Annotated in this window: 19 protein-coding genes; 17 read left to right on the top strand and 2 right to left on the bottom strand. The window is 53.5% G+C overall.

Annotated features, from left to right (window positions below):
- Positions 1-5 precede the first annotated feature (5 nt).
- The 15 genes from hemE (at position 6) to EVJ21_RS04480 (ending at position 17074) form a co-directional block, all read left to right on the top strand.
- The gene (gene hemE / locus EVJ21_RS04550) at positions 6-1055 is read left to right on the top strand and encodes a uroporphyrinogen decarboxylase (protein ID WP_070327861.1); all 1050 of its coding nucleotides are present in this window, start codon (positions 6-8) and stop codon (positions 1053-1055) included.
- Positions 1052-1981 (top strand): ferrochelatase, encoded by a 930-nt coding sequence (gene hemH, locus EVJ21_RS04545; RefSeq protein WP_070327860.1) that lies wholly within the window; start codon positions 1052-1054, stop codon positions 1979-1981. Before hemE ends, hemH begins: the two co-directional genes overlap by 4 nt.
- Positions 1974-3359 carry a protoporphyrinogen oxidase gene (gene hemG, locus EVJ21_RS04540; RefSeq protein WP_131489965.1) on the top strand — a complete coding sequence of 462 codons (1386 nt, stop codon included), beginning with the start codon at positions 1974-1976 and terminating at the stop codon, positions 3357-3359. The genes hemH and hemG overlap by 8 nt, the downstream gene beginning before the upstream one ends.
- Before the next feature lie 84 nt (positions 3360-3443).
- Positions 3444-4337: a Cof-type HAD-IIB family hydrolase gene (locus EVJ21_RS04535; RefSeq protein ID WP_071399224.1), complete on the top strand. Its 894-nt coding sequence runs from the start codon at positions 3444-3446 to the stop codon at positions 4335-4337.
- Positions 4338-4408: 71 nt separating this feature from the next.
- Positions 4409-5398, top strand: a complete 990-nt coding sequence (gene lplA, locus EVJ21_RS04530; RefSeq protein ID WP_131441598.1) for a lipoate--protein ligase — start codon at positions 4409-4411, stop codon at positions 5396-5398.
- A 155-nt stretch (positions 5399-5553) separates the two neighbouring features.
- On the top strand, positions 5554-6027 hold the full coding sequence (locus EVJ21_RS04525) for a PTS sugar transporter subunit IIA (protein WP_236636469.1): 474 nt from the start codon (positions 5554-5556) through the stop codon (positions 6025-6027).
- A gap of 103 nt (positions 6028-6130) precedes the next feature.
- A complete protein-coding gene (locus EVJ21_RS04520) occupies positions 6131-7675 on the top strand; it encodes a long-chain-fatty-acid--CoA ligase (protein ID WP_131489963.1) in 1545 nt (514 codons plus the stop codon).
- Between the two features lie 96 nt (positions 7676-7771).
- Positions 7772-8074 (top strand): metal-sensitive transcriptional regulator, encoded by a 303-nt coding sequence (locus EVJ21_RS04515; RefSeq protein WP_070327854.1) that lies wholly within the window; start codon positions 7772-7774, stop codon positions 8072-8074.
- Between the two features lie 12 nt (positions 8075-8086).
- Positions 8087-10198: a heavy metal translocating P-type ATPase gene (locus tag EVJ21_RS04510; RefSeq protein WP_131489962.1), complete on the top strand. Its 2112-nt coding sequence runs from the start codon at positions 8087-8089 to the stop codon at positions 10196-10198.
- On the top strand, positions 10195-10401 hold the full coding sequence (locus EVJ21_RS04505) for a cation transporter (protein ID WP_131441594.1): 207 nt from the start codon (positions 10195-10197) through the stop codon (positions 10399-10401). The genes EVJ21_RS04510 and EVJ21_RS04505 overlap by 4 nt, the downstream gene beginning before the upstream one ends.
- 340 nt (positions 10402-10741) lie before the next feature.
- Entirely contained in the window at positions 10742-11404 is a 663-nt protein-coding gene (locus EVJ21_RS04500; RefSeq protein ID WP_070327853.1) for a response regulator transcription factor, read from the top strand.
- Positions 11405-11433: 29 nt separating this feature from the next.
- Entirely contained in the window at positions 11434-12780 is a 1347-nt protein-coding gene (locus tag EVJ21_RS04495) for a sensor histidine kinase (RefSeq protein WP_233589622.1), read from the top strand.
- Positions 12781-12901: 121 nt separating this feature from the next.
- Positions 12902-13372, top strand: a complete 471-nt coding sequence (locus tag EVJ21_RS04490; protein WP_131489961.1) for a competence protein ComK — start codon at positions 12902-12904, stop codon at positions 13370-13372.
- Between the two features lie 87 nt (positions 13373-13459).
- Positions 13460-16528: an efflux RND transporter permease subunit gene (locus tag EVJ21_RS04485; RefSeq protein WP_131466155.1), complete on the top strand. Its 3069-nt coding sequence runs from the start codon at positions 13460-13462 to the stop codon at positions 16526-16528.
- Positions 16529-16663: 135 nt separating this feature from the next.
- Complete coding sequence (locus EVJ21_RS04480; RefSeq protein ID WP_070327850.1) at positions 16664-17074, top strand: hypothetical protein; 411 nt, start codon at positions 16664-16666, stop codon at positions 17072-17074.
- Positions 17075-17100: 26 nt separating this feature from the next.
- Here EVJ21_RS04480 and EVJ21_RS04475 read toward each other — a convergent pair whose 3' ends face one another.
- Both EVJ21_RS04475 and EVJ21_RS04470 read right to left on the bottom strand, forming a co-directional pair.
- Positions 17101-17454, bottom strand: coding sequence for a hypothetical protein (locus EVJ21_RS04475; RefSeq protein ID WP_131489960.1), 354 nt, complete (start codon positions 17452-17454; stop codon positions 17101-17103).
- Between the two features lie 55 nt (positions 17455-17509).
- Positions 17510-17890: a truncated hemoglobin gene (locus EVJ21_RS04470; RefSeq protein ID WP_070327848.1), complete on the bottom strand. Its 381-nt coding sequence runs from the start codon at positions 17888-17890 to the stop codon at positions 17510-17512.
- Positions 17891-18046: 156 nt separating this feature from the next.
- Here EVJ21_RS04470 and addB point away from each other — a divergent pair, with 156 nt between their 5' ends.
- The gene (gene addB, locus EVJ21_RS04465) at positions 18047-21487 is read left to right on the top strand and encodes a helicase-exonuclease AddAB subunit AddB (RefSeq protein WP_131489959.1); all 3441 of its coding nucleotides are present in this window, start codon (positions 18047-18049) and stop codon (positions 21485-21487) included.
- Positions 21471-25073, top strand: coding sequence for a helicase-exonuclease AddAB subunit AddA (gene addA / locus EVJ21_RS04460; RefSeq protein WP_131489958.1), 3603 nt, complete (start codon positions 21471-21473; stop codon positions 25071-25073). The genes addB and addA overlap by 17 nt, the downstream gene beginning before the upstream one ends.
- Positions 25074-25085 lie beyond the last annotated feature (12 nt).

Genomic DNA, 25085 nt, shown 5'->3' with positions numbered 1-25085 from the left:
GGGGAATGACGCGACGTATGAACGATACTATTTTGAAGGCGTTTCGAGGAGAGGCGACAGACTATGTGCCGGTCTGGTATATGCGCCAAGCCGGACGCTACCAACCAGAATATCGTGAGATCAAGAAAACGAGGACGTTGTTCGAAATCACACACGATTCAGAACTATGCGCCTACGTGACGGAACTCCCGGTCAAGCAACTCGGAGTCGACGCGGCCATTCTGTACAAAGATATTATGACGCCACTCCCGTCGATGGGCGTCAACGTAGAAATTAAGAGCGGGATTGGCCCGGTCATCGATAATCCGTATCGGACGATGGAGGACGTCGAGCGCTTAAAACCGCTGAATGTTGACGACATCTCGTACGTGCTCGAGACGATCCGTTTGCTCCGAGAGCGTCTTGAAGTGCCGCTCATCGGATTCTCGGGAGCACCGTTCACGCTTGCGAGCTATATGATTGAAGGCGGTCCATCGAAAAGCTATCATCGGACGAAAGCACTCATGTATGCTGAGCCGGACGTTTGGAACGCGCTCATGGACAAACTTGGAGACATGGTCATCACGTACGCCAAAGCGCAAGCCGAGGCCGGTATCCAAGCGTTCCAATTGTTCGATTCATGGGTCGGGACGCTCAGCCGCAAAGATTATGTCCGTTACATTAAACCGACGACTGAGCGCATCTTCACTGAATTGCGCACACTCGACATCCCGCTCATCATGCACGGTGTCGGAGCGAGCCATCTTGTAGAAGAATGGCAAGATCAGCCAATCGACGTCGTCGGGCTCGACTGGCGCTTGTCGGTTCAAGAAGCGCGCGATCGCGGCATTACGAAAGCGGTGCAAGGAAACTTGGACCCGTCGTTCTTGCTGGCACCATGGCCGGTCATCGAGGAGAAAGTGAAAGAAATCCTCGATGAAGGGATGAAACAACCGGGCTACGTCTTCAACTTGGGACATGGGGTGTTCCCAGAAGTCGACCCGGCCGTACTCGTCAAATTGACGGCATTTATCCATGACTATTCACGTGAAAAAATGGGAGGCAAATCATCATGAAAACAGTCGGATTACTCGTAATGGCTTATGGAACACCATATAAACCGGAAGACATTGAACGATATTATACGCACATCCGTTACGGACGCAAGCCGGCACCGGAAGCGCTCCAAGACTTGACGGAACGCTATGAGGCGATCGGGGGCGTATCTCCGCTCGCGAAGATCACGATCGACCAAGCGGAGACGCTTCGAGACATTTTGAACGAGCGTCACGCTGGTGAAATCGACTTCAAATTATATATCGGTCTCAAGCACATCGAACCGTTCGTCGAGGATGCGGTCGCGCAAATGGCGAACGACGGCATTAAAGAAGCGGTCTCAGTCGTTCTTGCCCCTCATTATTCGTCATATAGCGTCAAGTCTTACAACGGACGCGCCCATGAAGAAGCGGCGAAATACGACATCGAGATCCGTTCGGTCGAGTCGTGGTACGATGAGCCGAAATTTATCAATTGGTGGGCTGAAGCGATCAAAGAGACGTTCGCGAACTTGCCGGTCCCAGCCGAAAAGGCATGCTTGATCGTGTCGGCGCATAGCTTGCCAGAGAAGATTTTGGCCGGTGGCGACCCGTACCCGGATCAGTTGAAAGAGACGGCAGATAAGATCGCGCAAGCTGCTGGTGTCATCAACTATGAGGTCGGTTGGCAGTCTGAAGGCAACACACCGGATCCTTGGATCGGGCCGGACGTCCAAGATTTGACGGCTGAACTTCACGAAAAACATGGCTACGAGGCGTTCGTCTATACGCCGGTCGGTTTCGTCGCTGACCACCTTGAAGTGCTCTTCGACAACGACGTGGAATGTAAAGTCGTTTGTGACCGCCTTGGCGTTCACTATGCACGTCCAAATATGCCAAACGCAGAGCGGAGCTTCATCGAAGCCGTCGCAGATCGGATGGAAAGCGTGATCGTGCATCATGCGTAATTTGACGATTGTCGGTGGTGGGATCACAGGTCTCACCGCCGCTTTTTATGCCGAGCGTTATTTGCCGGAAGACGTGTCAATCACGCTGTTAGAGGCCAATGACCGGTTGGGCGGAAAAATCGATACGTTTGAGACCGGTGAATTCGCAGTCGAGCGCGGCCCCGACTCTTACGTGTTCAGGAAGACGGCGATGACCGAGTTGATCCATGACGTCGGTCTCGGGGACGAGCTCGTCCGGAACGGGGTCGGCCAAGCGTACGTCTTGCATCATGACGGGTTACATCCGATCCCGAAACAGACGGTGATGGGCATCCCGCTCGACGTCGACGCGTTCAAGCAGACGTCGCTCTTGTCAGAAGACGAGCACGCGGCATTGCGGGCCATGCTGGTATCGCCCCCAGACATCATTCCCCCAGAGACGGACGTCTCACTCGGCCTCTATCTTCGAGAACGGGTCGGAGATCCGATTGTCGACCGATTGATCGAGCCGCTATTGTCGGGTATTTATGCCGGCGATATCGACAAGATGAGTGCGCTGTCGACGTTCCCGCAGTTTATCGAAGGTGAGAAGAAGTACGGCAGTCTATATGAAGGGATGCGCCATCTTCGTCCCGAACAGCGTGTCGCTGAAGTCGGCGCGAAGAAAGTCGGACAGTTCGCTTCGCTCCGGCGAGGTTTGAAGTCGCTGACGGACCGTCTCGCGGAACGGCTCGAGCGGACAGAGGTCATCTTGAACTGTTCGGTCGAACAAGTCGAGGAGATCGAGACAGGCTATCGTCTGCTCACGAATCGTGGCGATATGGATTCAGAGCGTCTCGTACTGACGGTCCCGCCGCGTCTCATTCGTCAGTTCTTACCGAAAGTCGACAGTGATTTCTTGGCCGATATGAAGCCGCATGCGACCGCGACGTGCTCACTCGTCTTTAAAGAGACAGACATCGAGCTCCCGTTCGTCGGTACGGGCTTCGTCACGAGCCAAGAAGCGGACGTGATGATCACGGCGTGTACGTTCATCGATCAAAAATGGCCACACGCCGTGCCGGACGGCTATCACGTTCTCCGTGTCTTCCTCGGTCGTCCGGGTGCTGACGAGATCGTCGATGCACCGGATGAGGACATCGTGGCGACAGCGCTCCGTGACTTGGGCGGTTTGATGAACATCAAAGCCGCACCGCTCCAGGCGGTCGTCAGCCGGCTGCGGGACGGATTGCCGCCGTACGCGGTCTTCCACGCCGACCGGGTGCGAGCGCTTCGGGCCGAGATGAGCCGAGTTTATCCTGGCGTGCTGCTCGCGGGGATCGCCTACGACGGGATCGGCATGCCGGACTGTATTAAGAGCGTCCACGAGCAGATCAAACAGTTAGCAGAACTTGGTTAAGGATTTGTGAAGAGAGGTGTCGGATTTTTCCGTCGGCCTCTCTTTTTGTTATAGTTAGAAGCGAAAGAGAAAAAGAGGGAGTGGATGTTGATGACAACGTATAAACTGTTCGTATCCGATATGGATGGCACGATTCTGCACAACCACACAAAAATCGCACCGGAGACGGCTGAAATCGTCCGCGCCGCCGAAGAACAAGGGATTCGCTTTGCGATTGCGACGGGACGCAATTACTTCAACGCGAAAGAGATTCTCGATGAAGCCGGTCTCACGTGCCCGATCGTCTCGTCAAACGGGGGCCGCGTCTTGACCGAAACGGGAGAAGTGCTCCATGAAATCGATTTGACGGTTGAAGAAGCGCTCGAAGTCGTGTCGGTGCTTCATCAAGACCATAAGTATTCAGACATTTTCTACGAGATGTATTCGGAAGCGGGACTTGTCGCAAGTCGCCTCGATTTGATCGATGCAACGATGGAAAACTTGAAGCAAAACGGTGACGACCGGTCGCTCGAGATGTATGAGTTCTTCCGGAAGCGTTATTACGTCAACGAAGACGTCCGTCTCGTCGAGGATATCGAGGACTTCATCAAAAACGAGGCTGGCCGCGTCTATAAATTCATCGCGTTCTCAAGTCATTTTGAGAAGATGTCATCACTATGGACTGAAATCGATGAGCGTGTCGACGGGGTATACGTCACGTCATCAGGGAACGACAACATCGAAGTGATGGCGAACGGGGCCGACAAAGGTCACGGTGTCAAAAAATTAGCCGAGCACTTCGGTGTCGATTTGTCAGAAGTCGTCGTCATCGGTGACAACTTGAACGACGTGCCGATGTTTGAAGTCGCCGGCAAAGCGATCGCGATGGGCAACAGTCACGACGACTTGATCGCGATCAGCCACCACGTCACGGAACGTCATGATGAGTACGGCGTCGCGAACGCGCTGAAGCGCATTATGAGCGGTGAGTGGAAGTAAACAAGTTGTAGAGCGGGTGATTCGTCTCGTATAATACAACTAACGAACATCCGATTAGGAGGAAACCGACTGTGAAATTTATCTTTAACCCGGACATCCGGGACCCAAAACTCAACTTGGCGGTCGAGGAGTATATCCTCAAGCATTTGAACGTCGAGCATGAGGACTACTTCTTGTTCTATATTAACGGCCCGTCGATCATCATCGGCAAAAACCAGAACACGTCAGAAGAAGTCAACTTGAAGTATATCGAAGAGAACGGGATCGACGTCGTCCGTCGCTTGTCTGGCGGCGGTGCCGTCTATCACGACGAAGGTAACTTGAACTTCAGCTTTATCACGAAAGATGACGGCAATTCGTTCAACAACTACAAGAAGTTCACACAGCCGATCGTCGATGCGCTCAAACAACTCGGTGTCGAAGCAGAATTGACCGGTCGTAACGATATTCAAGTCGGCGAACGGAAAATCAGCGGGAACGCCCAATTCACGACGCGCGGTCGCATGTTCAGCCACGGGACGCTCATGTTCAACTCGAACATCGAGGAAGTCGTCAACTCGCTCAACGTCTCGGAAGAGAAGATGCGCTCAAAAGGCATCAAGTCGGTCCGGAGCCGGGTCGCCAACATCACGGAATTTTTAGAGGAAGAGATGGAGATGGAACGGTTCGTCGAGGCGCTCCTCCACTCGATCTATGATGGTCAAGACCCGGAACGTTACGTGCTCCGTGACGAGGACTGGGAAATCGTTCAAGACATCTCGAAAGAACGCTACGCGAACTGGGACTGGAACTTCGGGAAGTCACCGAAGTTCGACGTCGAATCGAAGCGTCGTTTCCCGATCGGCACAATTGACGTTCGTTTGAACGTCAATAAAGGGACGATCACAGAAGCGAAAATCTACGGCGACTTCTTTGGCGTCGGTGATATCCACGACGTCGAGCAAGCACTCGTCGGGACGCGATTCGAACGAGCCGCGATTCGGGAACAATTGTCACACCTCGACGTCAAGCATTACTTCGGTAACGTCGACTTAGAAGAACTGGTCGATCTCATTAGCTGAGGCGATTTTGCAGGAGGATGGTCTGTTTCAGAGACCATCCTTTTTGGCGTTTTCGTGAAACCTTATGTGTAGCGTTGCGAGTCGTTGCGGGAAGGCGTATCATAATCAGTGCAAGCGCTTTCGTTAATGGAGATGAGCCAATAGGAGGAATGAAGATGTGCCGTTTCATCACAGAATGGATGGACACGAACTGGATGTGGGTGACCGATCAACCGACGTTCGAGCGAGCCATGCTCGCGATTGGTCTTGAGCTAGAAGGAAAAGGGATAGTCGATGATACGTTCGCGCAAGTCATCATCGAGCAGGAGCGCACGATCCCGTCCGGAGTGACGGACGTCGCCATCCCGGTCGCTGTCATCGACGTGCCGAACCAGGTCTCAAAGCGCGATGGCATCACGCTGCTCCACTTGAACCGTCCGTTCGACGTGCGGACGATCGCCGGGGAATCGGTCTGTGCAGAAATGATCTTTATCATCACAGCGACGACTGACGAGAAGAAACAGATGTTCCATAAGTTGATCGATGATCTGCTCATGGACGACGAAGCGTTGCAAGCGCTCGTTCACGTCCAAAGCCGGGCCGGACTATATCATTTACAGATGATGGATTTGAAAGCGTTTTCTTCCTGAGATGTTTCATGTACAATAGAGATAACTGAAAAAGAGCGCGGTTGCCGTGCTCTTTTTTACGGCTCAAGAGTGAATCGTCATTCATTTCTAAAGGGGGATTACCATGGCAAACTTAGTCACAGCGTTACAAGGGGTTGTGGCCGCGCATCCAAATAAGGCGGCCTATGTGTTCGGGGAGGACACGGTCAGCTACGAGCAGTTTTTCGGACAAGTCCAAGCGATGGCATCGACGCTTGAACAGAAGGGGATCGACAGAGGGGACCACGTCGCGCTCGTCCTCGGGAATAGCCCGGCGTTCTTGATTTCTTATTTTGCGGTCCTCGCGCGAGGGGGAATCGTCATTCCGATCAACCCTACATATACGCCGGACGAGATGGCTTATATTTTACTCGATGGAGACGTGAAAGCGATCGTCGCCTTGTCGCCGCTCGTCGCGCAAGCCGAAACGGCGCTCACGAACTTGCCGCAGTTGAAACTTGTCATCTCGGTACCGTATGCGGATGTGCCCGCAATCGAGCGCACAGGGGATATCGAATTTATGGCGTTTTCAAAAGCGTTCGCCTCGGGCGTGACAGCGCTAGTCGAGGTCGATGAACAAGACGTCGCCGTCATCTTATATACGAGCGGGACGACAGGTAAACCGAAGGGGGCGCTGTTGACCCACCTCAACTTGTTCTCGAATGCGCACTCAATCGGAGAATATCTCGAGATCACACCGGACGATAAGGCGCTCGCGGCGCTGCCGATGTTCCACGTCTTCTGTTTGACGGTCATCGTCAACGCGCCGCTCCTGCGCGGGGCGACGATCATCATCTTGCCGAAGTTCTCGCCGCAAGACGTATTCGATCTCATTCCGAAGCATCAGGTCAGCATTTTTGCCGGTGTGCCGACGATGTACAACTTCTTGTTACAAACGGCGCTGAAAGTACCGGCTTACGCGTCGGCGCTCAAGCACGTCCGCGTCTTCGTCTCGGGCGGGGCGAGCTTACCGGTCCAACTGCTCGAATCGTTTGAACAAAAGTTCGAGTGTAAGATCCTCGAAGGGTATGGCCTGTCAGAGGCGTCGCCGGTCACTTGTTTCAACCCGCTCCACGGGGAACGGAAAGCGGGATCGATCGGTCCGTCGATCATCCACGTCGAGAACAAAATCGTCGACGAGCTCGGTGAAGAAGTTGGTGTCGGCGAAGTCGGGGAACTGATCGTCCGCGGTCCGAACGTCATGAAAGGCTATTACAAACTGCCTGAGGAGACGTCGATGACGCTTCGGGACGGATGGCTCTATACGGGCGACTTGGCGAAACGTGACGAGGACGGATATTTTTACATCGTCGACCGGAAAAAGGATATGGTCATCGTCGGTGGTTATAACGTCTACCCGCGGGAAGTCGAAGAAGTGTTATACCAACACCCGGGTATCGTCGAGGCTGCCGTCATCGGCGTGCCCGATGCCGAGCAAGGTGAAGCGGTGAAGGCGTTCATCGTCACCCGCGATGAGCTTTCGGTCGACGAGATCCGCGCGTTCGCGGCGACGAAACTTGCCAAGTATAAACAGCCGAGCCACATCGAGATCATCGATGAGTTACCGCGAAACACGACCGGTAAGATTTTGCGGACGGTTTTGAAAAGCGAGGCGTTTCAACGCAACTGAATCAAGCAAGGGCGACACACAATTGTCGCTCTTTTTTTATTTCATACGTTTGACACCATTACGGGGTAGGGGTATATTAGACGTGAGGTGATAACAATGGATGAATTCTTGCACGAACAGCCGCTCGTCCCGCGCGAAGACGCCGAGCGAGTTGCGCTCAGTAAGCGGCTGCGCCGGATCGAAGGCCAAGTCCGTGGGATTCAAAAGATGGTCGAGAGCGACCGATATTGCGTCGATATCTTGACGCAGACGTCGGCTATTCAAGCCGCGTTAAAGCAAGTCGAGATGCAGCTGCTTGAGCGTCATATGCGTAAATGCTTGGTCCATGCGAGTGAAACGGAAGATATGGATCCATACATTGACGAATTGATGACAATTGTCAGCCGCATTAAAAAGTAAGGAGGTGCTCGTATGAAGACTGTCGAACTGTCGATTCAAGGAATGACATGCGCCGCATGCTCAGCCCGAATCGAGAAAGTATTGAATAAGATGGACGGGGTCGATGCGACCGTCAATTTGCCGCTCGAGACGGCGACAATTCGCGTCGAGGACGGCATCACCGAAGAGGAGCTGATCGCCCGGATCGAGAAGATCGGCTACGGGGCGGAACGAAAAGTCGAGCTCACACCGAGACATGACCTCCGCCCACTAGAACGGAAAGTGCTCATTTCGGCGCTTCTTTCGGCGCCGCTCTTACTCGTCATGATTACCCATATCCCTGGGTTGATGTTCCATGCCGATTGGCTCATGAACCCGTGGTGGCAATTCGCGCTCGCGACACCGGTCCAGTTTTGGATTGGGGCCCAGTTTTATCAAGGGGCGTATAAGAGCCTGAAGAGTGGGGCGGCCAACATGGACGTCCTCGTCGCGACGGGGACATCCGCCGCCTACTTCTATTCCGTGTTCGAAATGCTCATCCATCCGATGAATCCGTCCCTTTATTTCGAGACGAGCGCTGTGTTGATCACGCTCGTATTGCTCGGGAAATGGTTGGAGGCACGGGCGAAAGAAAAAACGACGGACGCGCTCAAATCGCTTCTGTCGCTGCAGGCGAAAGAAGCAATCTTACTCGTCGACGGGGAAGAACGGTCGGTGGCGATCGACCTCGTCAACGTCGGCGACGTGATCGTCGTCCGTCCAGGTGAGAAAGTGCCGGTCGACGGTAAAATCATTGAAGGTGAGACGGTCATCGATGAATCGATGTTGACCGGAGAATCGATCCCGTCTGAAAAAGGCGTCGGTTTTGATGTCGTCGGTGGGACGATCAATCGATCGCATCGCTTCTTGATGGCGGCAGAGCGTGTCGGCAGCGAGACGATGCTTGCGCAAATCGTCCGTGTCGTCGAACAGGCACAAACGGATAAAGCGCCGATTCAACGGCAGGCCGACCGAATCTCCGGCGTGTTCGTGCCGATTGTCGTCGCCATCAGTGCCGTCACGTTCGCCGTTTGGTTGTTCGGGTTTAATGATCTCGATATGGCGATTCGGTCTTCAATCGCCGTCCTCGTCATCGCTTGTCCGTGTGCGCTCGGACTTGCGACCCCGACCTCGATCATGGTCGGGACCGGCCGTGCGGCTGAACAAGGCGTCCTCTTTAAAGGGGGCGGTCAACTCGAATCATTGAACGGTGTCGATATCGTCGTGTTCGATAAGACGGGGACGCTCACGAACGGGACGCCTGAAGTCGTGGCGACGTTCGGGGACGAGTCGTTTTTACAACGGGCGGTCATGGCCGAACGTCAGTCGACGCATCCACTTGCGGAAGCGATCGGACGCGGCGCCGGCGTCGGGCACGTGGAACGGGTCGAAGAGTTATCGGGCCGAGGATTGAAAGCGGTCGTTGATGGGAAAGAGCTTCTTATCGGTTCGGTCCGGATGATGCGCGAGGCCGGATTCACGTTGCCTGATTGGGACATGCAAGCGATGACGCCGGTTTACGTGGCGAGTGAATCTGAAGTCGTGGCGGCGTTCGGTCTTCAAGACCGGTTGAAAGAAGGTAGCCGGGCTGTCGTGCAACGACTTGCGACGACGAGACAAGTGTATGTCTTGACGGGAGACCGAAAAGAAGTCGCGCTCGACGTGGCGCGTGAACTAGGCATCGCTGAAGCGAACGTCATTGCCGAGGTGTTGCCCGTCGAGAAGGCAGACCATATCGAGGCACTGAAACAACGTGGCCGCGTCGCCATGGTCGGTGACGGGATGAACGATGCGCCTGCGCTCGCCGTCGCGGACGTCGGTATCGCCTTCGGCAGCGGGACGGACGTCGCTTTAGAAGCGGCGGACGTGACAATCATGGGTCGAGATATCGAAGGCGTGGATCGGGCGATCGAGATGAGTGCGCTCACGATGCGAAACATCCGTCAAAACCTATTTTGGGCGCTCGCCTATAATAGCTTCGGTATACCGATTGCCGCGGCCGGTTTGCTCGCTCCATGGATTGCTGGGGCAGCGATGGCGTTCAGTTCGGTTTCGGTCGTATTGAACGCACTGCGATTAAAAAAACAAGGAGGACATTCCAAATGAATGAAACAGTCTTGAAAGTAGAAGGTATGACATGTAACCATTGCAAGGCAGCGGTTGAAGGGGCTTTGACCGAATTAGAAGGCGTCGAGTCAGCCATCGTCTCGTTACAAGATCACCGAGTCGATGTAATCCATAACGATAAGATTTCCGTCAAAGTGATGATCGAAGCTATCGAAGAACAAGGTTACGACGTCAACGCATAACGACCGAATCCCGCCTGTGAGGCGGGATTTTTTTGTGATGTTCTCATGCTAAAAACTATGATATAGTATAGATGATAATGAGAATCGGTATCAGCGGGAAGGTGGGGTTACGATGGAACTCGTCATGATCAGCGGCGTGTTGGCGTTACTTAGCGGGGGGACGGCCTTCCTCGCTCAACAATTGCGGACACGGTCGACACGGTAAGGAGGGGAAACCCTTCTTTTTTTCGTTAACTTACGCGATTGACGGTACATCCAGCCGGTTCAAAACGAGTGATTTCCCATCATTCGTCGACAATTGTTTGATATGATGTTAAAAAATGCTGCAGAGGTGACTAAAATGTACACGATCTATTTAGTCGATGATGAGGTCAATTTAAACAAAATGCTCGTCACGTATTTAGAGCAAGAAGGCTACCAAGTCCGTTCGTTCACGGATGGTGTATCAGCCCAAGCCGCGATTCAAGACGAACCTGACTTATGGGTGCTCGATATTATGCTGCCGGACCTCGATGGCTTTCAGTTGTTGAAGCAAATCAAGGCGACGAACGCCAATACACCGACGATCTTCATTTCGGCCCGTGATGAGGACATCGATAAAATCATCGGACTGGAGATGGGTTCGGATGACTACATCGCCAAACCGTTCTTACCGCGCGAGCTCGTCATCCGGGTCAAAAAATTGATCGATCGGGTGTACGGGTCGAAATCGAACGAACATATCGAGTATGGGGAATACACGATTTATCCGGACAAACGACTGATCAAGCATGCTGCGGATGATATCGATTTGACGTCCAAAGAGTTCGATTTATTGTTGCTCTTCCTCGAACATCCGGGCTCGGCGCTGTCGCGTGAGCAAATATTAGAAGGTGTTTGGGGTCGCGACTATTTCGGCTCAGACCGTGTCGTCGATGACTTGGTCCGACGCTTACGGAAGAAGTTGCACCGACTCGAACTTGAGACGCTGTATGGGATCGGTTATCGACTCGTTAAGCCATGAGACTTCACGATCTTAAGCCGAAACGGCTCATGTGGAAAATCTGGGTATTGATTTTACTCATCATCGTCACCTTGGCGTTGATGATCTTGTTGACGGTCCGCTCCTCGATCACGCAGTTCATCGATGAACAAGTGTATGAGACGCTTCAAGATGTCGATTATTACCTCGGAAATACGAACGAGCTCGAAAATATTCCGAGCAACCCGATCGAGTACGATCGGCGTCAACAAGAATCACGTTCGGTCAATCAGCTTATCTTTTTGCCGAACGGACGCATCATTTACGGCTCGGCCCCGCTCGAGCTGACGAATCGGATGTATCAAGAGGCGCTCGAACAGACGAGCGAGGTCGCCAAATATCAGACGACGATCGATGGGGAAGACGTCTACTATACGATTCGTCAAAACGAATATGACGGTGCCCTCATCTACCAGGCGTCTTACGCCTGGGACGCTTATCGCCGTGAGCTCGTCTCGACATTGTTCTGGCGTATCTCGATTTTAATTGGTGTCATCAGCCTCCTATCACTCATCCCGGCCCTTTGGATGTCGAGAGAGTTGACGAAGCCGATCGTCGAGATGGAACGGGCCGTTGAGAAAATATCGAACCGCCAATGGGAGACGGTGTTACCACTCGCCAGGGAAGACGAGCTCGGACAATTGGCGCGGTCGATCGACGCGATGCGCCAAGAACTGCAAGAGCAAGATTTGGCGCAACAGGCGCTCTTACAAAACATCTCTCACGATTTGAAGACGCCGATCATGGTCATTCGCGGCTATGCTCAGTCGATCGGGGACGGCATCTATCCGACCGGAGACTTGAAAGGGTCGGCCGAAGTCATTGATGAAGAAGCATCGCGTCTCGAGAAAAAAGTGGTCGACTTGTTATACGTCACCAAGTTGGAGTATTTCAAAGGGCAGGAGATGAAGCTCGATCCGATCAACCTCGATAAGTTGGTCGAACTGCTCATCGACCGCTTCAAGCTCCGAGGTAACCTCGAGTGGACGTTGACCGGACACGCGGGCGAGATGCTCGGTGACGGGGAACAGGTTCGGGTCGCGCTCGAAAACGTGCTCGACAATGCGATTCGTTACGCCGAGTCGACGATTCAGGTCGAGCTCGAACGAACGGATGCAGGAATCGACATCGTCATCAAAAACGATGGCCCGTCAGTCGATGAAAACCTTGATCTGTTCCATCAATTTTCCCGTGGGAAGCAAGGCAAGTTCGGTCTCGGCTTGTTTATCGTCCAACGCATCGTGACCCTCCATGGAGGGACCGTTACCTTGGGTAATACGAACGACGGAGTTGCTGTCCAATTCCACTTCCCCCACCTGAAAGACACACAAAAATTAAAAACGGATGACAGATTTTAAAAACCAGCCTGCGAACGGCTGGTTTTTTTAGTGGGAAATGTCGACGAGCCGTTTGCACACGTTTAAGGAACTTGTTATGAATAACGTGTAAGTCATATTATACGTTTTGGAGGAAGAACAGATGACACAGTTGACGAATGATACAAGAGCGTTGGTTCCGGTATTTAATGAGTACGGTGAGGCCGAGACACTCGTCTATCAGCCTGATGGCGTGCACCGTCTGAAAGGTTCTCCGATTCACTTGCTCGAATCGGCTTGTCTCTATTATGGATCGAGTATCCAAGGGCGAATTGAAGCGGCCCGTCACGTGCTTGGTCCTCATCGAAAAACCCCTGTCGTCATGGATTGGCACGCCGATGCCGTCTTTTTCCCGACAATCGCCAAAGAGAGTCCTGATTGTGCGTGGATCAATTTTCAACATGTCACGGGCATCAAAAAGTCTGGCAACGGGACCCGGATTCAATTTCTGACCGGGGAATCGATTCAAGTCCCTGTCTCCGATCATACGGTCCAACGGCAGAAGCAGCGATCGATTGAATTATCTTATGCGTTCCAAAAACGTTTCCATAGTAGCACATTGCATCACGTTTAAGGATTGAAAACCGATTCAAACCCCTCTATGATAAAGGAGAATAGTTCATATGTGTATTTGCACATTATCCGAAAGCGAGGGGTCAATATGTTTTTTCAGAAAATGATTGAGCGAGGAAAATTGATAATTGTATTTTTACTCGTTGCAATCGTCGTCGGGGTACTCACGTTTTTCCAGCTCCCGAAACGTGAAATCCCAGAGACTAGCGTTAATATCATTCTCATTCAGACCCCATATCCAGGGGCGACCGCTGAGACGGTCGAACGGAACGTCACGAACATCCTTGAAACCGAGTTAAGAGGGCTTGAAGGGGTGGAGAACGTATCGTCGCTGTCGGCGTCGGAGTTCTCGAATATTACCGTCGAGTATGAAGACGGATTTGATCAAGGCGAGCTGCAAGCGAACGTGAGGCAGGCGATCTCAGACGCGGCGCCTCGGTTACCTGACAACGCCTTAGCACCGACGGTCAACGATTCGATCGGTCAGCTTCCGGTCGCATCGTACTTACTGACGTCGAGCGATCGCGAGTCGCTTGAAGCGGTTCGAGAACAGGTCGAACGGCTAGAAGATCGATTGCTACGAACAGATGGTGTGACCGGGTTCACGATCAAAGGGCTCCCGGAAACAGAATTCGTCGTCTCACTGGATTCCGAAGCGCTTGGGGAACGCCAACTCGCATTCCCAGACGTCTTGACGGCAATCAACGAAGAATATAAGACGACACCGCTCGGTCGCCAATCGACGGACGACGGTATTTATCAATTGGCGATCGATAACTTGACGAACGTCAACGACATGGATCAAGTCATCGTCGGTTCTGTCGACGGTGATCCCGTCCGCCTTGCCGATGTCGGTACGGTCGAAGAGACGACAAAAGCAGTCACCGACCTCGTCTCACTCGACGGCGAACCGGCAATCTCGCTCACGGTGACAATCGAGCCAGGTCAAGACATCCCGACGCTGCAACAACGCGTCGATGAAGTCGTCGCTTCTGAAGTGGGAGACTTAGACGGGGTCGAACTCGTCACTTATTACGATCAAGCGAAAGCGGTCGATGCGATCTTCTCGTCACTTACGAAAGAATTCATCATCGCCATGATCGCAGTTATCGTCGTCACGACGATCGGGTTGACGTTCACAGGGTCACTCATCGTCAGCTTGGCGATTCCGTTGTCCTTCTTGATCGCACTCATCCCGCTCCGCTTCACGGGAGTCGATTTGAACCAAATCTCGATCATCGGGGCTATCATCGCGCTCGGTATTCTCGTCGATGACGCGATTGTCGTCAACGACAACATTTTGCGTCGCTACCGGAAAGGCGATACAGCCATGGTCGGTGCCGTTCGCGGAACGAAAGAAGTCTGGGGATCGATCGTCACGTCGACGCTCGCCGTCGTCTTCGCGTTCTTACCGCTGACACTCTTGTCAGGCGCGAACGGGAACTTTATCCGAGCGTTACCGACAGTACTCGCGTTGTCGGTGCTCGCATCGATGGTCATCAGTTTGACACTCGTGCCGATCGCACAGTATTGGTTGAACCGGAAGAAAGTGAAAGTGTCGAAGCGGGAGCCAGGCTGGCTTGGCGGACCGCTCAACCGTCTCAGTAATTTTTATGCGGATCGGTTGCTCCCGGTCGTCGCTAAACGGCCGTGGACGTTCGGATTGGTCGGGTTTGTCATCACGACAGCACTATACGGGCTGATTCTGTTGACACCGTTCGAGTTCTTCCCGGCTGCGAACCGACCAGAAGTCGTGACGAGCGTCACGTTCCCGGTTCAAACCGACTTAGAGGAAACAGAACGTCGCCTCCAACAGATCGAAGCCGAATTCCAACAGATTGACGGTGTTACCGAGACCGCCATTTTCGCTGGCGGTGGGCTTCCGAGCTTGTTCACCGGTGGACTCAATCAGTCGGGTGACAATGCAGGACAAGTCGTCGTCCGAGTCGACAACGAACAAATCGATGCGATTCAGTTGATTGATGAGTACACATCGCAAATACGTGAAAACTATCCGGACGCTGAAATCTTCTTAGATACGCAGCAGCAGGGACCACCAACGTCTGCCCCGGTAGAGTTCACAATGCGCGGTGAAACGATCGAAGAACTTGTCGCGGCACGCGATACGGTCAAGGCAGACCTCGAAGAAATCGATGGCGCGCTCGTGCTCGACAACATTAAAGAACCGTTCCAGACACTCACGTACGAATTGAACCGAGAAGCGATGGCTGCTTCTGGAGTGACCGCGAAAGCAATTAGCGATCAGATCCGGTTAGTCACGGACGGCATCCCGATCGGTACGTTCGACGATGGTGTCGAACAACGCGATGTGAAAATCGTCGTCGATGCGGCCGCAAACCGCGAGGCGCTCGCCCTTGACGAGATTCTCGTCCCGGTCGACACGGAAGCCGGTCCGCCGGTCGCCCCGCTCAGTACGTTCGTCACCGAAACGACGACTGAACAGATCCAACAGATTCCGCGTGAGAACGGGGAGCGGATCGTCACGCTTCAAATCTATGCGACTGAAGGGATGGACGAAGATGCGTTCAAACAAGACGTTGAACGGATTCTCGATGACGCAAAATCAGACTTGACGAGCGATGGCATCTCGTTCGAACAGTCGGGAGCGAGCGATACGCAAAATGAGTTCTTCGTTGAACTCGCGACGTTGTTCATCGTCGTCTTGTTCTTGATTTTCTTAATCATCGCATTCCAGTTCAATTCACTTTCTTTACCGCTTCTCGTCTTGTTCACGATTTACTTGGCGATTGCCGGTGCGGTCGTCGGGCTGTTCATCACGCAGACGCCGTTTAGCTTCATGGCATCGATGGGGATGGTCTCACTTGCCGGAATCGTCGTTCGAAACGCGGTCGTCTTGTTCGAATTCATCGAGCAAGGAATTCGCAGTGGAATGTCCGTCACGACAGCGGTATATGAGGCAGGACGTGCACGGATCCGTCCGATTCTCCTGACGGCGTTGACGGCGGTCGTCGCGTTACTACCGGTCGCGTTCGGTGAAGACCCGCTCTTCAAACCGCTCGCCATCTGTATCGTGTCGGGAATTCTGTTCTCGACCGTACTGACACTCGTCCTTGTTCCGGCTTATTACTTGATCTTGGCGAAACGTCGCCATCGGGATAAACCGTTCACGGATTGATCAGCAAGCGAATCGGCGCCCGGTCCAAGGTAGGACCGGGCGCCTGTTTGTTTGTCTCGTCAAGACTGATGTTTTCGTCAGATGTTGTATGGGTATAATATGAAGAGATACTTCAGCATATTGGAGGGAATATAGATGAACGATTCATACACTTGGTTAAATCGTCGTAAGATTCGTCCGGCCTATAGCGCGACCGGTGCCCGCACATGGACGAGCGAACGTGTCGTCCGACCGGATGCCGCTCGTGGAAAGACGGTAACAGACGTCAAGCGGGTTCGCCGGCCTTACACGGATGAATATGGAAACCGCCGCTATACGACAGGACGTGTCGTCGTGACGGACGCGGCCCGCAAAGCACGGGCGAACGGTCACGGTGAGACGGCCGTTCAACTTGAATTGTCGGTTCCGACACCGTACGAACGTGTCAAAAAGATGCTTCCGACGAAGAAAATCCTCGTGCCTGCGATGGCTGGAATCGCCGTCGCCGGAGGAATCGCCGGAGTGATTTACGCGCTTCGCAAGAAAAAACGAAACAAGAAACAATAAAAAAAATCGCCCGCGGGCGATTTTTTTTATTTGAGTCGATCGGCAAGGATCCGCTTGAGCTGTTTCTCGCCGAGTTTTTGCATCTCTGCTTCGTTCTCTTCATCGTAGGCATCATCTGTGAAACGCCCGACAAATTCGACTTTCCCGTTTCCAAGTTCACGGAACACGAGGTTTTTACGGTCGTGATAAAAGACGACGCGATACTCCCGTCCGTTCTTCTGTGTATAGTTGAACACACCTTTGATGTGGTCCATGTTCTTTTCTTCGGGTAAATCTTCTTCCTCATCCTCTTCAAGGACTTCGGCGAGGACTGCCGTAGGTTCTACTTCTTCCGTTTCCTCTTTAGCTGAAACGGTCTCTTTTTTCTCTTCTTCTGTCATGAAAACCGACCTCCTTTGCTTACTTTCCTATCATACCCGCTTTTTTAAATGATGACTACTCAAAATGGTGCGAGCAGACGCGGATGACGTTTGACGACGACATGATCAGACGTTGAAACAATTGTCGCTTGATCGCTTCCGGTGCGTCGACCGTCTTGAGCGCTTGTTCCATGCACCCGAGCCAATGACCGGCGTGTGTTTCTGAGATTGGATGATCGCGGTGGATCATCGCCAAATTGCCGCCGCCACGGCGTTCCGTATACAGTTTTGGTCCTCCGAGCAGTTGCGTCAGAAATTCGAACTGATGTTGTTTTACCCGGTCTTTGTCGTCTGGAAACAGTGGCAACAGTACGGGATCAGCGTAAACGAGTTCGTAAAAAGCGTCGACGAGCTGTTGGACGCCGCGTTCGCCTCCGAATTGTTCATATGCACTCATAGTATTCCCCCTCATACGTTCAGTCTAATCGATTTTCGAACGAATGGGATACTAGAAGGTTGTGTTTTTTTCTTACAAGGTAGCCGGCAGGTTTCCCTCTACAAACAGCAGGCGATACGTCATAATAAAAGAAAAAGGGAAGGGGTGTTCGCCTAAATGACGGTCACTTTTCATGTCGGACGATCGGGTAGCGGTAAGAGCGAGCGGATGATCAATCAAGTCATTCAAGAGCTAAAGCGCGATCCGAGCGGCCCGACCATCTATATGCTTGTCCCAGACCAAATGTCGTTTGAAATGGAACGGAAGATGGCGATGACGGACGGTTTAAACGGATCGACGCGGATTCAAGTGCTGTCGATGCGTCGTCTCGCATTCTTGATCATGCGCGATCACGGTGTCGCGACCGAGCAGTTTTTAGACCAGACAGGGACCCATCTTTTGTTACGGCGTGTCGTCGAGATGAACGAGGAACGGCTGACGCTGTTCCGACGCACGATGAACCAGTACGGGTTTTACGAAGAGCTGAACGAGTTGATCACGATGTTGAAACGCGGCCTCGTCGAGCCGGAGCAGTTGCTTCGCCTGAGCGAGCAAGACCAACATCGGGCCTTGAAGTTGCAAGACCTCTCCATCCTCTATGAAGGCTTCTTGGCGATGACGGCCGGCAAAACGCTTCACGCCGAAGACTACTTCAAAGTGATGTTGCAGTTGTTACCGGAAGTCGATTTAACAGGGACTCACTTTTATGTGGACGGGTTCAACGAGTTTTCGGAACAAGAGCTCGCGGTACTCGTCGCTTTAGCCGAGAAGGCGCCGCTGGACGTCTTGTTGACGGTCGACCCAGACTCGCTCTATCGTCCGCACCCGTTGTTCGGACCGACACAGCGGACGCTGATGCGCTTTAAAGAGCTGCTCTCAGAACGTCAACTTTCGTCGACGGATGAACTGTATCATGGGGTGCATCGCTTTAAACATCCGAGTCTCGCTTATCTCGAGGCGACGTTCGGGCAAGTGACGGCAGCGCCATATACGCGGCCGGAAAATCAAGTCGCCTTGAATGCAGCCGTCGACCGGACCGTAGAAGTAGCGGCCGCTGTACGCGAGGTCACACGACTTGTCCGCGAAGACGGCTACCGCTTCCGAGACATCGTGTTCATCTCAAGGTCACTTGAAGAATATGGAGATTTGGCGTCACAAGCGCTTCAAAAAATGAACTTGCCGTTCTTCCTGGATGAACGGCAGCCGATGCTCGATCATCCGGTCGTCGAGTTGTTGAAGGCGACGATCGAAGTCGCGCTCCGCGGCTACCGGGAAGAAGCTATATTCCGCGCGTTGAAGACCGAGTTGATCGTGCTCGACCGAGATCATCGGCGTACGTCTGTCGATCGGCTCGAGGCGTTCGTGATTGAGCGAGGCATCAAACATTATCACTGGCATGACGAGTGGCAATTGAAACGCCGGGCCGAAGATGAGGCCAAGTTGACGGGGGAAGAACTCGATACGGAGACGGCACTCAACGCCTATCGTCAAACCGTCGTCGAAACGTTCGATCCGCTCCTCACCGATTTGAAAGCGGCCAAGACGATGCAGGCCTACACGCACGCCATTTACGCTTTTCTAGACCGAATCGACGTCTCGTCATGCCTTGCCCATTGGCGCGAAGAAGCGCTTGAGGCATCACGCCTGATTGAAGCAAGAGAGCATACACAAGTATGGGACGCCGTCCTCCATCTTCTCGAGCAACTCGAGGCGGCTGCGCCGGAAGAGACGCTCTCGACGGAACTGTTCCTGCAAATGATGGACACCGGCCTCGATAGCCTACGCTATGCACTCGTCCCGCCGTCACTCGATCAATTGACGGTGACCGATTACGTGCGGGGGCGTTTGATTGATAAAAAAATCGTCTTCTTGCTCGGTGCCAACGAAGATCAAATCCCGCTCGTCGCGACGCAATCGAAACTGTTGACGGACCACGATATGGACTTCATGCATGAGAACGGTGTCCGGGCGGGGAAAGCGACCGAGCACTTGTTTGACGATGAGACGTACTACTTGTATAAAGCGTTGACGGCGCCAAGCGACCGGTTGTACGTCAGTTACGCACTCGTCGACCGGAGCGGGAAAGCGATTCAACCGGCGAGTTTCATCGCCGACGTCAAGGCACGACTCGGTAACGGCAAGGCCATCAAGACCCACTTCGCAGAAGCGGGAGAGCATCGCCCGACAGATCAGCTCGCCTTCATCACGAACGTGAACCAGACAGCGGCCGTGACGGCGCTCGAGTTGCAGCGGCTCAGCCGTCACTACCCGATTCAAGAGACGTGGTTCACGGTGTACAACGAACTGTTGAAGCACCCGGAAGGACGCGAGCGAATCCGACTGTTGACGAGCGCGCTGTTTTATCAAAACGTTCCCGAATCCTTGCCGGAGTCGGTCGCGAAGTCACTTTACACGAACTCGATTCGGGCGAGTGTGTCCCGCCTCGAGACGTTCCAAGCCTGCCCGTTTCGTCATTTTGCGAACTACGGCTTGCGTCTGAAAGAACGACGGCTCTATCGGCTCGAGGCACCGGACATCGGTAACTTGTACCACCGGACGATCGAGCATATGTCTCAAACCGTCAAGATGGACGGGAAAGAATGGCGTGACGTGTCGCCCGACCAATGTGCGACACTCGCGGAGTCGGCTGTCGAACTCGTCACACCGGAGATTCAAAATGCGATTTTGATGAGTTCGAACCGCTACGGTTACTTGAAGAAAAAGCTGACGGACGTCGTCAGTAAGACGGCCGAAGTATTGATCGAGCAGTCGAAACGTGACGGGTTCGATCCCGTCGCGTTCGAACTAGCGTTCGGGAGTGGCAACTTCCCGCCGGTGTCGTTCACGCTCAGCAACGGGGCGACGTGTGAACTTGTCGGCCGGATCGACCGGGTCGATACGGCACAGGTTCATGATCAGCTGTACGTCCGCATCGTCGATTATAAGTCGAGCAAACGGGAGATCGACTTCGCTGAGATTTATTATGGTTTGGCGATGCAGATGCTCATCTATTTGAAAGTGTTGATCGAGCAAGCAGATGCTTGGGCGAAAGGTTCCGTGGAACCTGCAGCCGCGCTGTATTTCCACGTCCACCGACCGCTCGTCACACCGGCCGAGACAGATGCCGAAACCGAGCGGAAAGTGCTCGAATCGTATCAGATGCAAGGGTTGCTCGTCGACGATCCAGCCATCCTAGAGGTGATGGACAAGACGGCGAAAGGGGAACAGAAAAAATCGATCGTCATTCCGGTCAAATATAAGAAAGACGGGACGCTCGATGCGAACACGACGAAAAAAGTCGTCTCACCTCCTCAGCTCGAGCAGTTGATGGACCACGCGCTCGACCTTGCCGAGACGAGTGTGGAGGCGATGTATGATGGGAAAATCGGTGTCGAGCCTTATGAATATAAAGAGCGGCGTCCGTGCCAGACGTGTCCGTATCAAAGTGTCTGTCATTTTGACGAGGCGCTCGCCAACGAGCCCCGTCAGCTGAAAAAGTTAGATAAAGAAGAAGTTTTGTTTAAATTAGGAGGTGACGCCGATGAAGTGGACGAGTGATCAACAAGCAGCCATCGACGCACGGGGGTCTCATGTACTCGTCTCGGCGGCAGCCGGTTCAGGGAAGACGGCCGTGCTCGTCGAACGGCTCGCAAGCCGTTTGCTCGATGAAGCGGACGAGTTGACGGCGGACCGTATGCTCGTCGTGACGTTCACGAACGCCGCCGCGGCCGAGATGAAACGACGGATTGCTAAAGCGCTCGATCAGGCGCTGCGGGAACATCCGGAAAACGACTATATACGAAAACAACGGCAAATGCTGAACCGGGCGCTCATCACGACGATTCATTCATTCTGCTTAGAAGTCATTCGTGAGAATTACTACTTGCTCGACCTCGATCCGGCCTTCAAGATCGCCGAGGAGCGGGACTTGGTGCTCTTGCAAGACGATGTGCTCGAAGACGTGCTCGAAGAACAGTACGGTCAAGAAGATAGCTCGTTTTTCGCACTCGTCGATGCCTATACGTCGGACCGTGGTGACAGTGAAATCGAAGAGCTGATCCTAGGTTTGTATCAATACGCGCGAACCCTTCCGGATCCGGAATCGTATTTAGATGAGCTGGTCTCCCTTTATCAGTTTGAAGGCGACCCTGACGAGGAACGGCTGCTCGTCGAATTCGGGCAGTTGCTCTGGGTCGATATTGAAAAGGCACTTCGGCAACTCCGGCGTGTAGCGATCGAACTCCGGCTTGCCGGTTACGAGGCGCAATCGGAAAATGTATCCAAAGCGATTTTCCCGTTCCAAAACATCGACGAAGACACGCTCAAATGGAGCGAACTCGAGACGGCGTCCCGAGCGGTCAAATTCGGGACGATGAAATCGGTCCAGAAAAAAGACGAGCATCACATCTATCACACGGTGTTGAAGCCGGCCTATGACCAAGCGAAAAAACGGCTTGTCGATGCGGTCGGTCAAGCGAGTGTCAGCGGAGCTGATCATTTAGACGTCTTGCTGTCGCAGCGTCCGCTCGTCGAGACGCTCGTACGTACCGTCCGGACGTTCGGGGCCGCTTACGAGCAAGCCAAGCGGGACCGCGCTTTCGTCGACTTCAGCGATCTCGAGCATTACGCGCTCGCCATACTACGGGACGGGGATGCCCCGTCCTCGGTCGCATCGCTCTACAAACAGCGATTCGCCGAAGTATTGGTCGATGAGTATCAGGATACGAACGAGATCCAAGAGACGATCATCGGACTCGTCAGCAATGAGAGTGAACAGCTCGGCAACTTGTTCATGGTCGGGGACATCAAGCAATCGATCTACCGGTTCCGGCACGCCGAGCCGAGGTTGTTCATCGAGAAAGCGACGCGGTTCAAACAAGCCGGTTCGGGGCAACGGATCGACTTGTCTCAAAACTTTAGAAGTCGCTCCGAAGTGCTGCACGGAATCAATGACCTATTCATTCAGTTGATGGACGAAGAAGTGAGTGAGATCGAGTATGACGAGGCGGCACGTCTCGTACCGGGTCGGGCGTATGAAGAACTCGAGGCAAGTCCTGAACTCTTGATCGTCAACGGAGAAAGCCGGGACTTATCGAAACAGGAGCTTGAAGGCCGTGCCATCGCCACACGTATATTAGAGCTCGTCTCTGGTGATGAGCCGTTCAAAGTGACGGACGAGGCGACCGGATTGCTTCGTTCCTGTGAGTACCGTGACATCGTCATCTTGGTCCGTTCGAAAAAAGAGCGGGTCGAGCAGTTGATGGACATTTTGACACAGTATAATATCCCGGCTTATACCGATTCGGACGGTGGCTACTTCCAAGCGACGGAAATTCGAATGATGTTGTCGCTCTTGAAGTTGATCGACAACCCGCTCCAAGACATCCCGCTCGCCGGGGCGCTCCGGTCACCGATGTTTGGTTTCACCGATCAAGAGCTGGCCAAGATTCGCTTAGAGTCGGAAGCGTCGTTTTTCGATGCACTCAAGGCGAAAGCAGACGATGACGACGAGCTTGGATTGAAATGTGGGGACGTGCTCGATCAGTTGTCGGAATGGCGTACGTTCGCCCGCAACCACAGCTTGTCGGAGTTGATTCAGCAAGTGTTCAACGACACCGGGTTTTACGATTTTGCCGGCGGACTGCCGGGCGGGAAAGGGCGTCAAGAGAACTTGAAGGCGCTCTATGACCGGGCCCTCTCCTATGAACGGAGCGGCTACCGTGGGTTGTATCGCTTCTTGCGGGTCATGGACCGGCTTCAAGATAACGGTGAAGATTTATCGGAAGCACGTTCACTCGGAGAAGAAGAGAACGTCGTCCGCATCATGACGGTCCATAAATCGAAGGGGCTCGAGTTTCCGGTAACGATCGTCGCCCAACTCGGCAAACAGTTTAATAAACGTGATCAAATGCAGCGTATCATCTTCCATAAACGATACGGCATCTCCCTCGACGCGATCGATGTCGTCACACGGACGAGAACCGAGACGTTCGTGAAAGAGATGATTCGTCGCGATCTCGATGCGACGATGAAAGCCGAAGAGATGCGCGTCTTGTACGTCGCGCTGACCCGGGCAAAAGAAAAATTGATCTTAGTCGGTACGGTCGCAGAACCGGCTAAACAGATCAACCAATGGCTGCAGGTCGAAGCGACGGGTGAGACGTTGTCCGCTGACGCACGACGCGAGGCGAAGACATATCTGGACTGGGTCGCGCCGGCGCTCCTCAAACTAGAAGGCGCGGTACCGTTCATCGAGGAGATGGGCTTACCGGTCTTTTCGCCGATAGGGGAAGCGACGAACTGGACGTATCGCATCATCGGACAAGACGATTTGGCGGAAGTGGCCACACTCCAAGCGATGATGGCCCAGCTTCATCATGTGCAACAGTTCGAGGCGATTGATTTTCCAGTCAAAGACGAAGAAGCGACGATTCAAGTCGTCAATCGAGCCTTTTCGTACAGCTATCCGGCCCAAGCCGCGACCGAGACGGCAGCGAAACAGACGGTGACGGAATTGAAACGAGCGATGCAACTCGAGCAAGGGGCGTTCGAAGACACGTTCCGCCCGAGCGATACCCCGTATCGGGAGCCGAAATGGAAGCAGACGAAGCAGACAGGTGCCGAGCGCGGGACGACGCTACATCTCATCTTCCAATTATTTGAGCCGACTGAACCGCTCGACATACAAATCGACCGGTGGGAAAATAATGGGATGCTCGGTCCGGTCGAGGCGGAGACGGCACGGCTAGCGCTGCCTGAAATCGAGTCGTTCTTCAACTCGGAGATCGGTCGGGCGCTGTCTGAAGCGCTACAAGCCGGGCGAGGATGGCGCGAGCTGCCGTTCACGTATACGGTGCCTGCGGAGCGAGTGAATCCGACGGCGACGTTCACGGACGAGCACGTGTTGATTCAAGGGATCATCGATTGCCTGTTCTTCGATGGTGAGACGTATGTCCTGCTCGACTATAAATCGGACTCGGTTTTGTTCGCGAGCGCGTCGCGAGAAGAGGCAAGACAGTTGCTTCGTGACCGCTACGCTGTTCAGCTGTCGCTCTACCGCGAAGCGATCGAGGCGATTTGGAATATCCAAGTCGGGACGACGGTCATTTATTCTTTGGAATTGCAGGAAACTGTTGTACTATAATGTAGACGATAT

The organism is Exiguobacterium sp. SH0S2, from assembly GCF_004337185.1.
Lineage (GTDB): Bacteria > Bacillota > Bacilli > Exiguobacteriales > Exiguobacteriaceae > Exiguobacterium > Exiguobacterium aurantiacum_A.
This window is presented reverse-complemented; position numbering and strand designations above follow the sequence as displayed.

What these genes read in the sequence shown, in the direction of transcription:
- hemE (WP_070327861.1), top strand. Translation starts at nt 6, where the DNA reads ATGACGCGACGTATGAACGATACTATTTTGAAGGCGTTTCGAGGAGAG.
- hemH (WP_070327860.1), top strand. Translation starts at nt 1,052, where the DNA reads ATGAAAACAGTCGGATTACTCGTAATGGCTTATGGAACACCATATAAA.
- hemG (WP_131489965.1), top strand. Translation starts at nt 1,974, where the DNA reads ATGCGTAATTTGACGATTGTCGGTGGTGGGATCACAGGTCTCACCGCC.
- EVJ21_RS04535 (WP_071399224.1), top strand. Translation starts at nt 3,444, where the DNA reads ATGTTGATGACAACGTATAAACTGTTCGTATCCGATATGGATGGCACG.
- EVJ21_RS04525 (WP_236636469.1), top strand. Translation starts at nt 5,554, where the DNA reads ATGTGCCGTTTCATCACAGAATGGATGGACACGAACTGGATGTGGGTG.
- EVJ21_RS04520 (WP_131489963.1), top strand. Translation starts at nt 6,131, where the DNA reads ATGGCAAACTTAGTCACAGCGTTACAAGGGGTTGTGGCCGCGCATCCA.
- EVJ21_RS04515 (WP_070327854.1), top strand. Translation starts at nt 7,772, where the DNA reads ATGGATGAATTCTTGCACGAACAGCCGCTCGTCCCGCGCGAAGACGCC.
- EVJ21_RS04510 (WP_131489962.1), top strand. Translation starts at nt 8,087, where the DNA reads ATGAAGACTGTCGAACTGTCGATTCAAGGAATGACATGCGCCGCATGC.
- EVJ21_RS04505 (WP_131441594.1), top strand. Translation starts at nt 10,195, where the DNA reads ATGAATGAAACAGTCTTGAAAGTAGAAGGTATGACATGTAACCATTGC.
- EVJ21_RS04500 (WP_070327853.1), top strand. Translation starts at nt 10,742, where the DNA reads ATGTACACGATCTATTTAGTCGATGATGAGGTCAATTTAAACAAAATG.
- EVJ21_RS04495 (WP_233589622.1), top strand. Translation starts at nt 11,434, where the DNA reads ATGTGGAAAATCTGGGTATTGATTTTACTCATCATCGTCACCTTGGCG.
- EVJ21_RS04490 (WP_131489961.1), top strand. Translation starts at nt 12,902, where the DNA reads ATGACACAGTTGACGAATGATACAAGAGCGTTGGTTCCGGTATTTAAT.
- EVJ21_RS04485 (WP_131466155.1), top strand. Translation starts at nt 13,460, where the DNA reads ATGTTTTTTCAGAAAATGATTGAGCGAGGAAAATTGATAATTGTATTT.
- EVJ21_RS04480 (WP_070327850.1), top strand. Translation starts at nt 16,664, where the DNA reads ATGAACGATTCATACACTTGGTTAAATCGTCGTAAGATTCGTCCGGCC.
- EVJ21_RS04475 (WP_131489960.1), bottom strand. Translation starts at nt 17,454, where the DNA reads ATGACAGAAGAAGAGAAAAAAGAGACCGTTTCAGCTAAAGAGGAAACG.
- EVJ21_RS04470 (WP_070327848.1), bottom strand. Translation starts at nt 17,890, where the DNA reads ATGAGTGCATATGAACAATTCGGAGGCGAACGCGGCGTCCAACAGCTC.
- addB (WP_131489959.1), top strand. Translation starts at nt 18,047, where the DNA reads ATGACGGTCACTTTTCATGTCGGACGATCGGGTAGCGGTAAGAGCGAG.
- addA (WP_131489958.1), top strand. Translation starts at nt 21,471, where the DNA reads ATGAAGTGGACGAGTGATCAACAAGCAGCCATCGACGCACGGGGGTCT.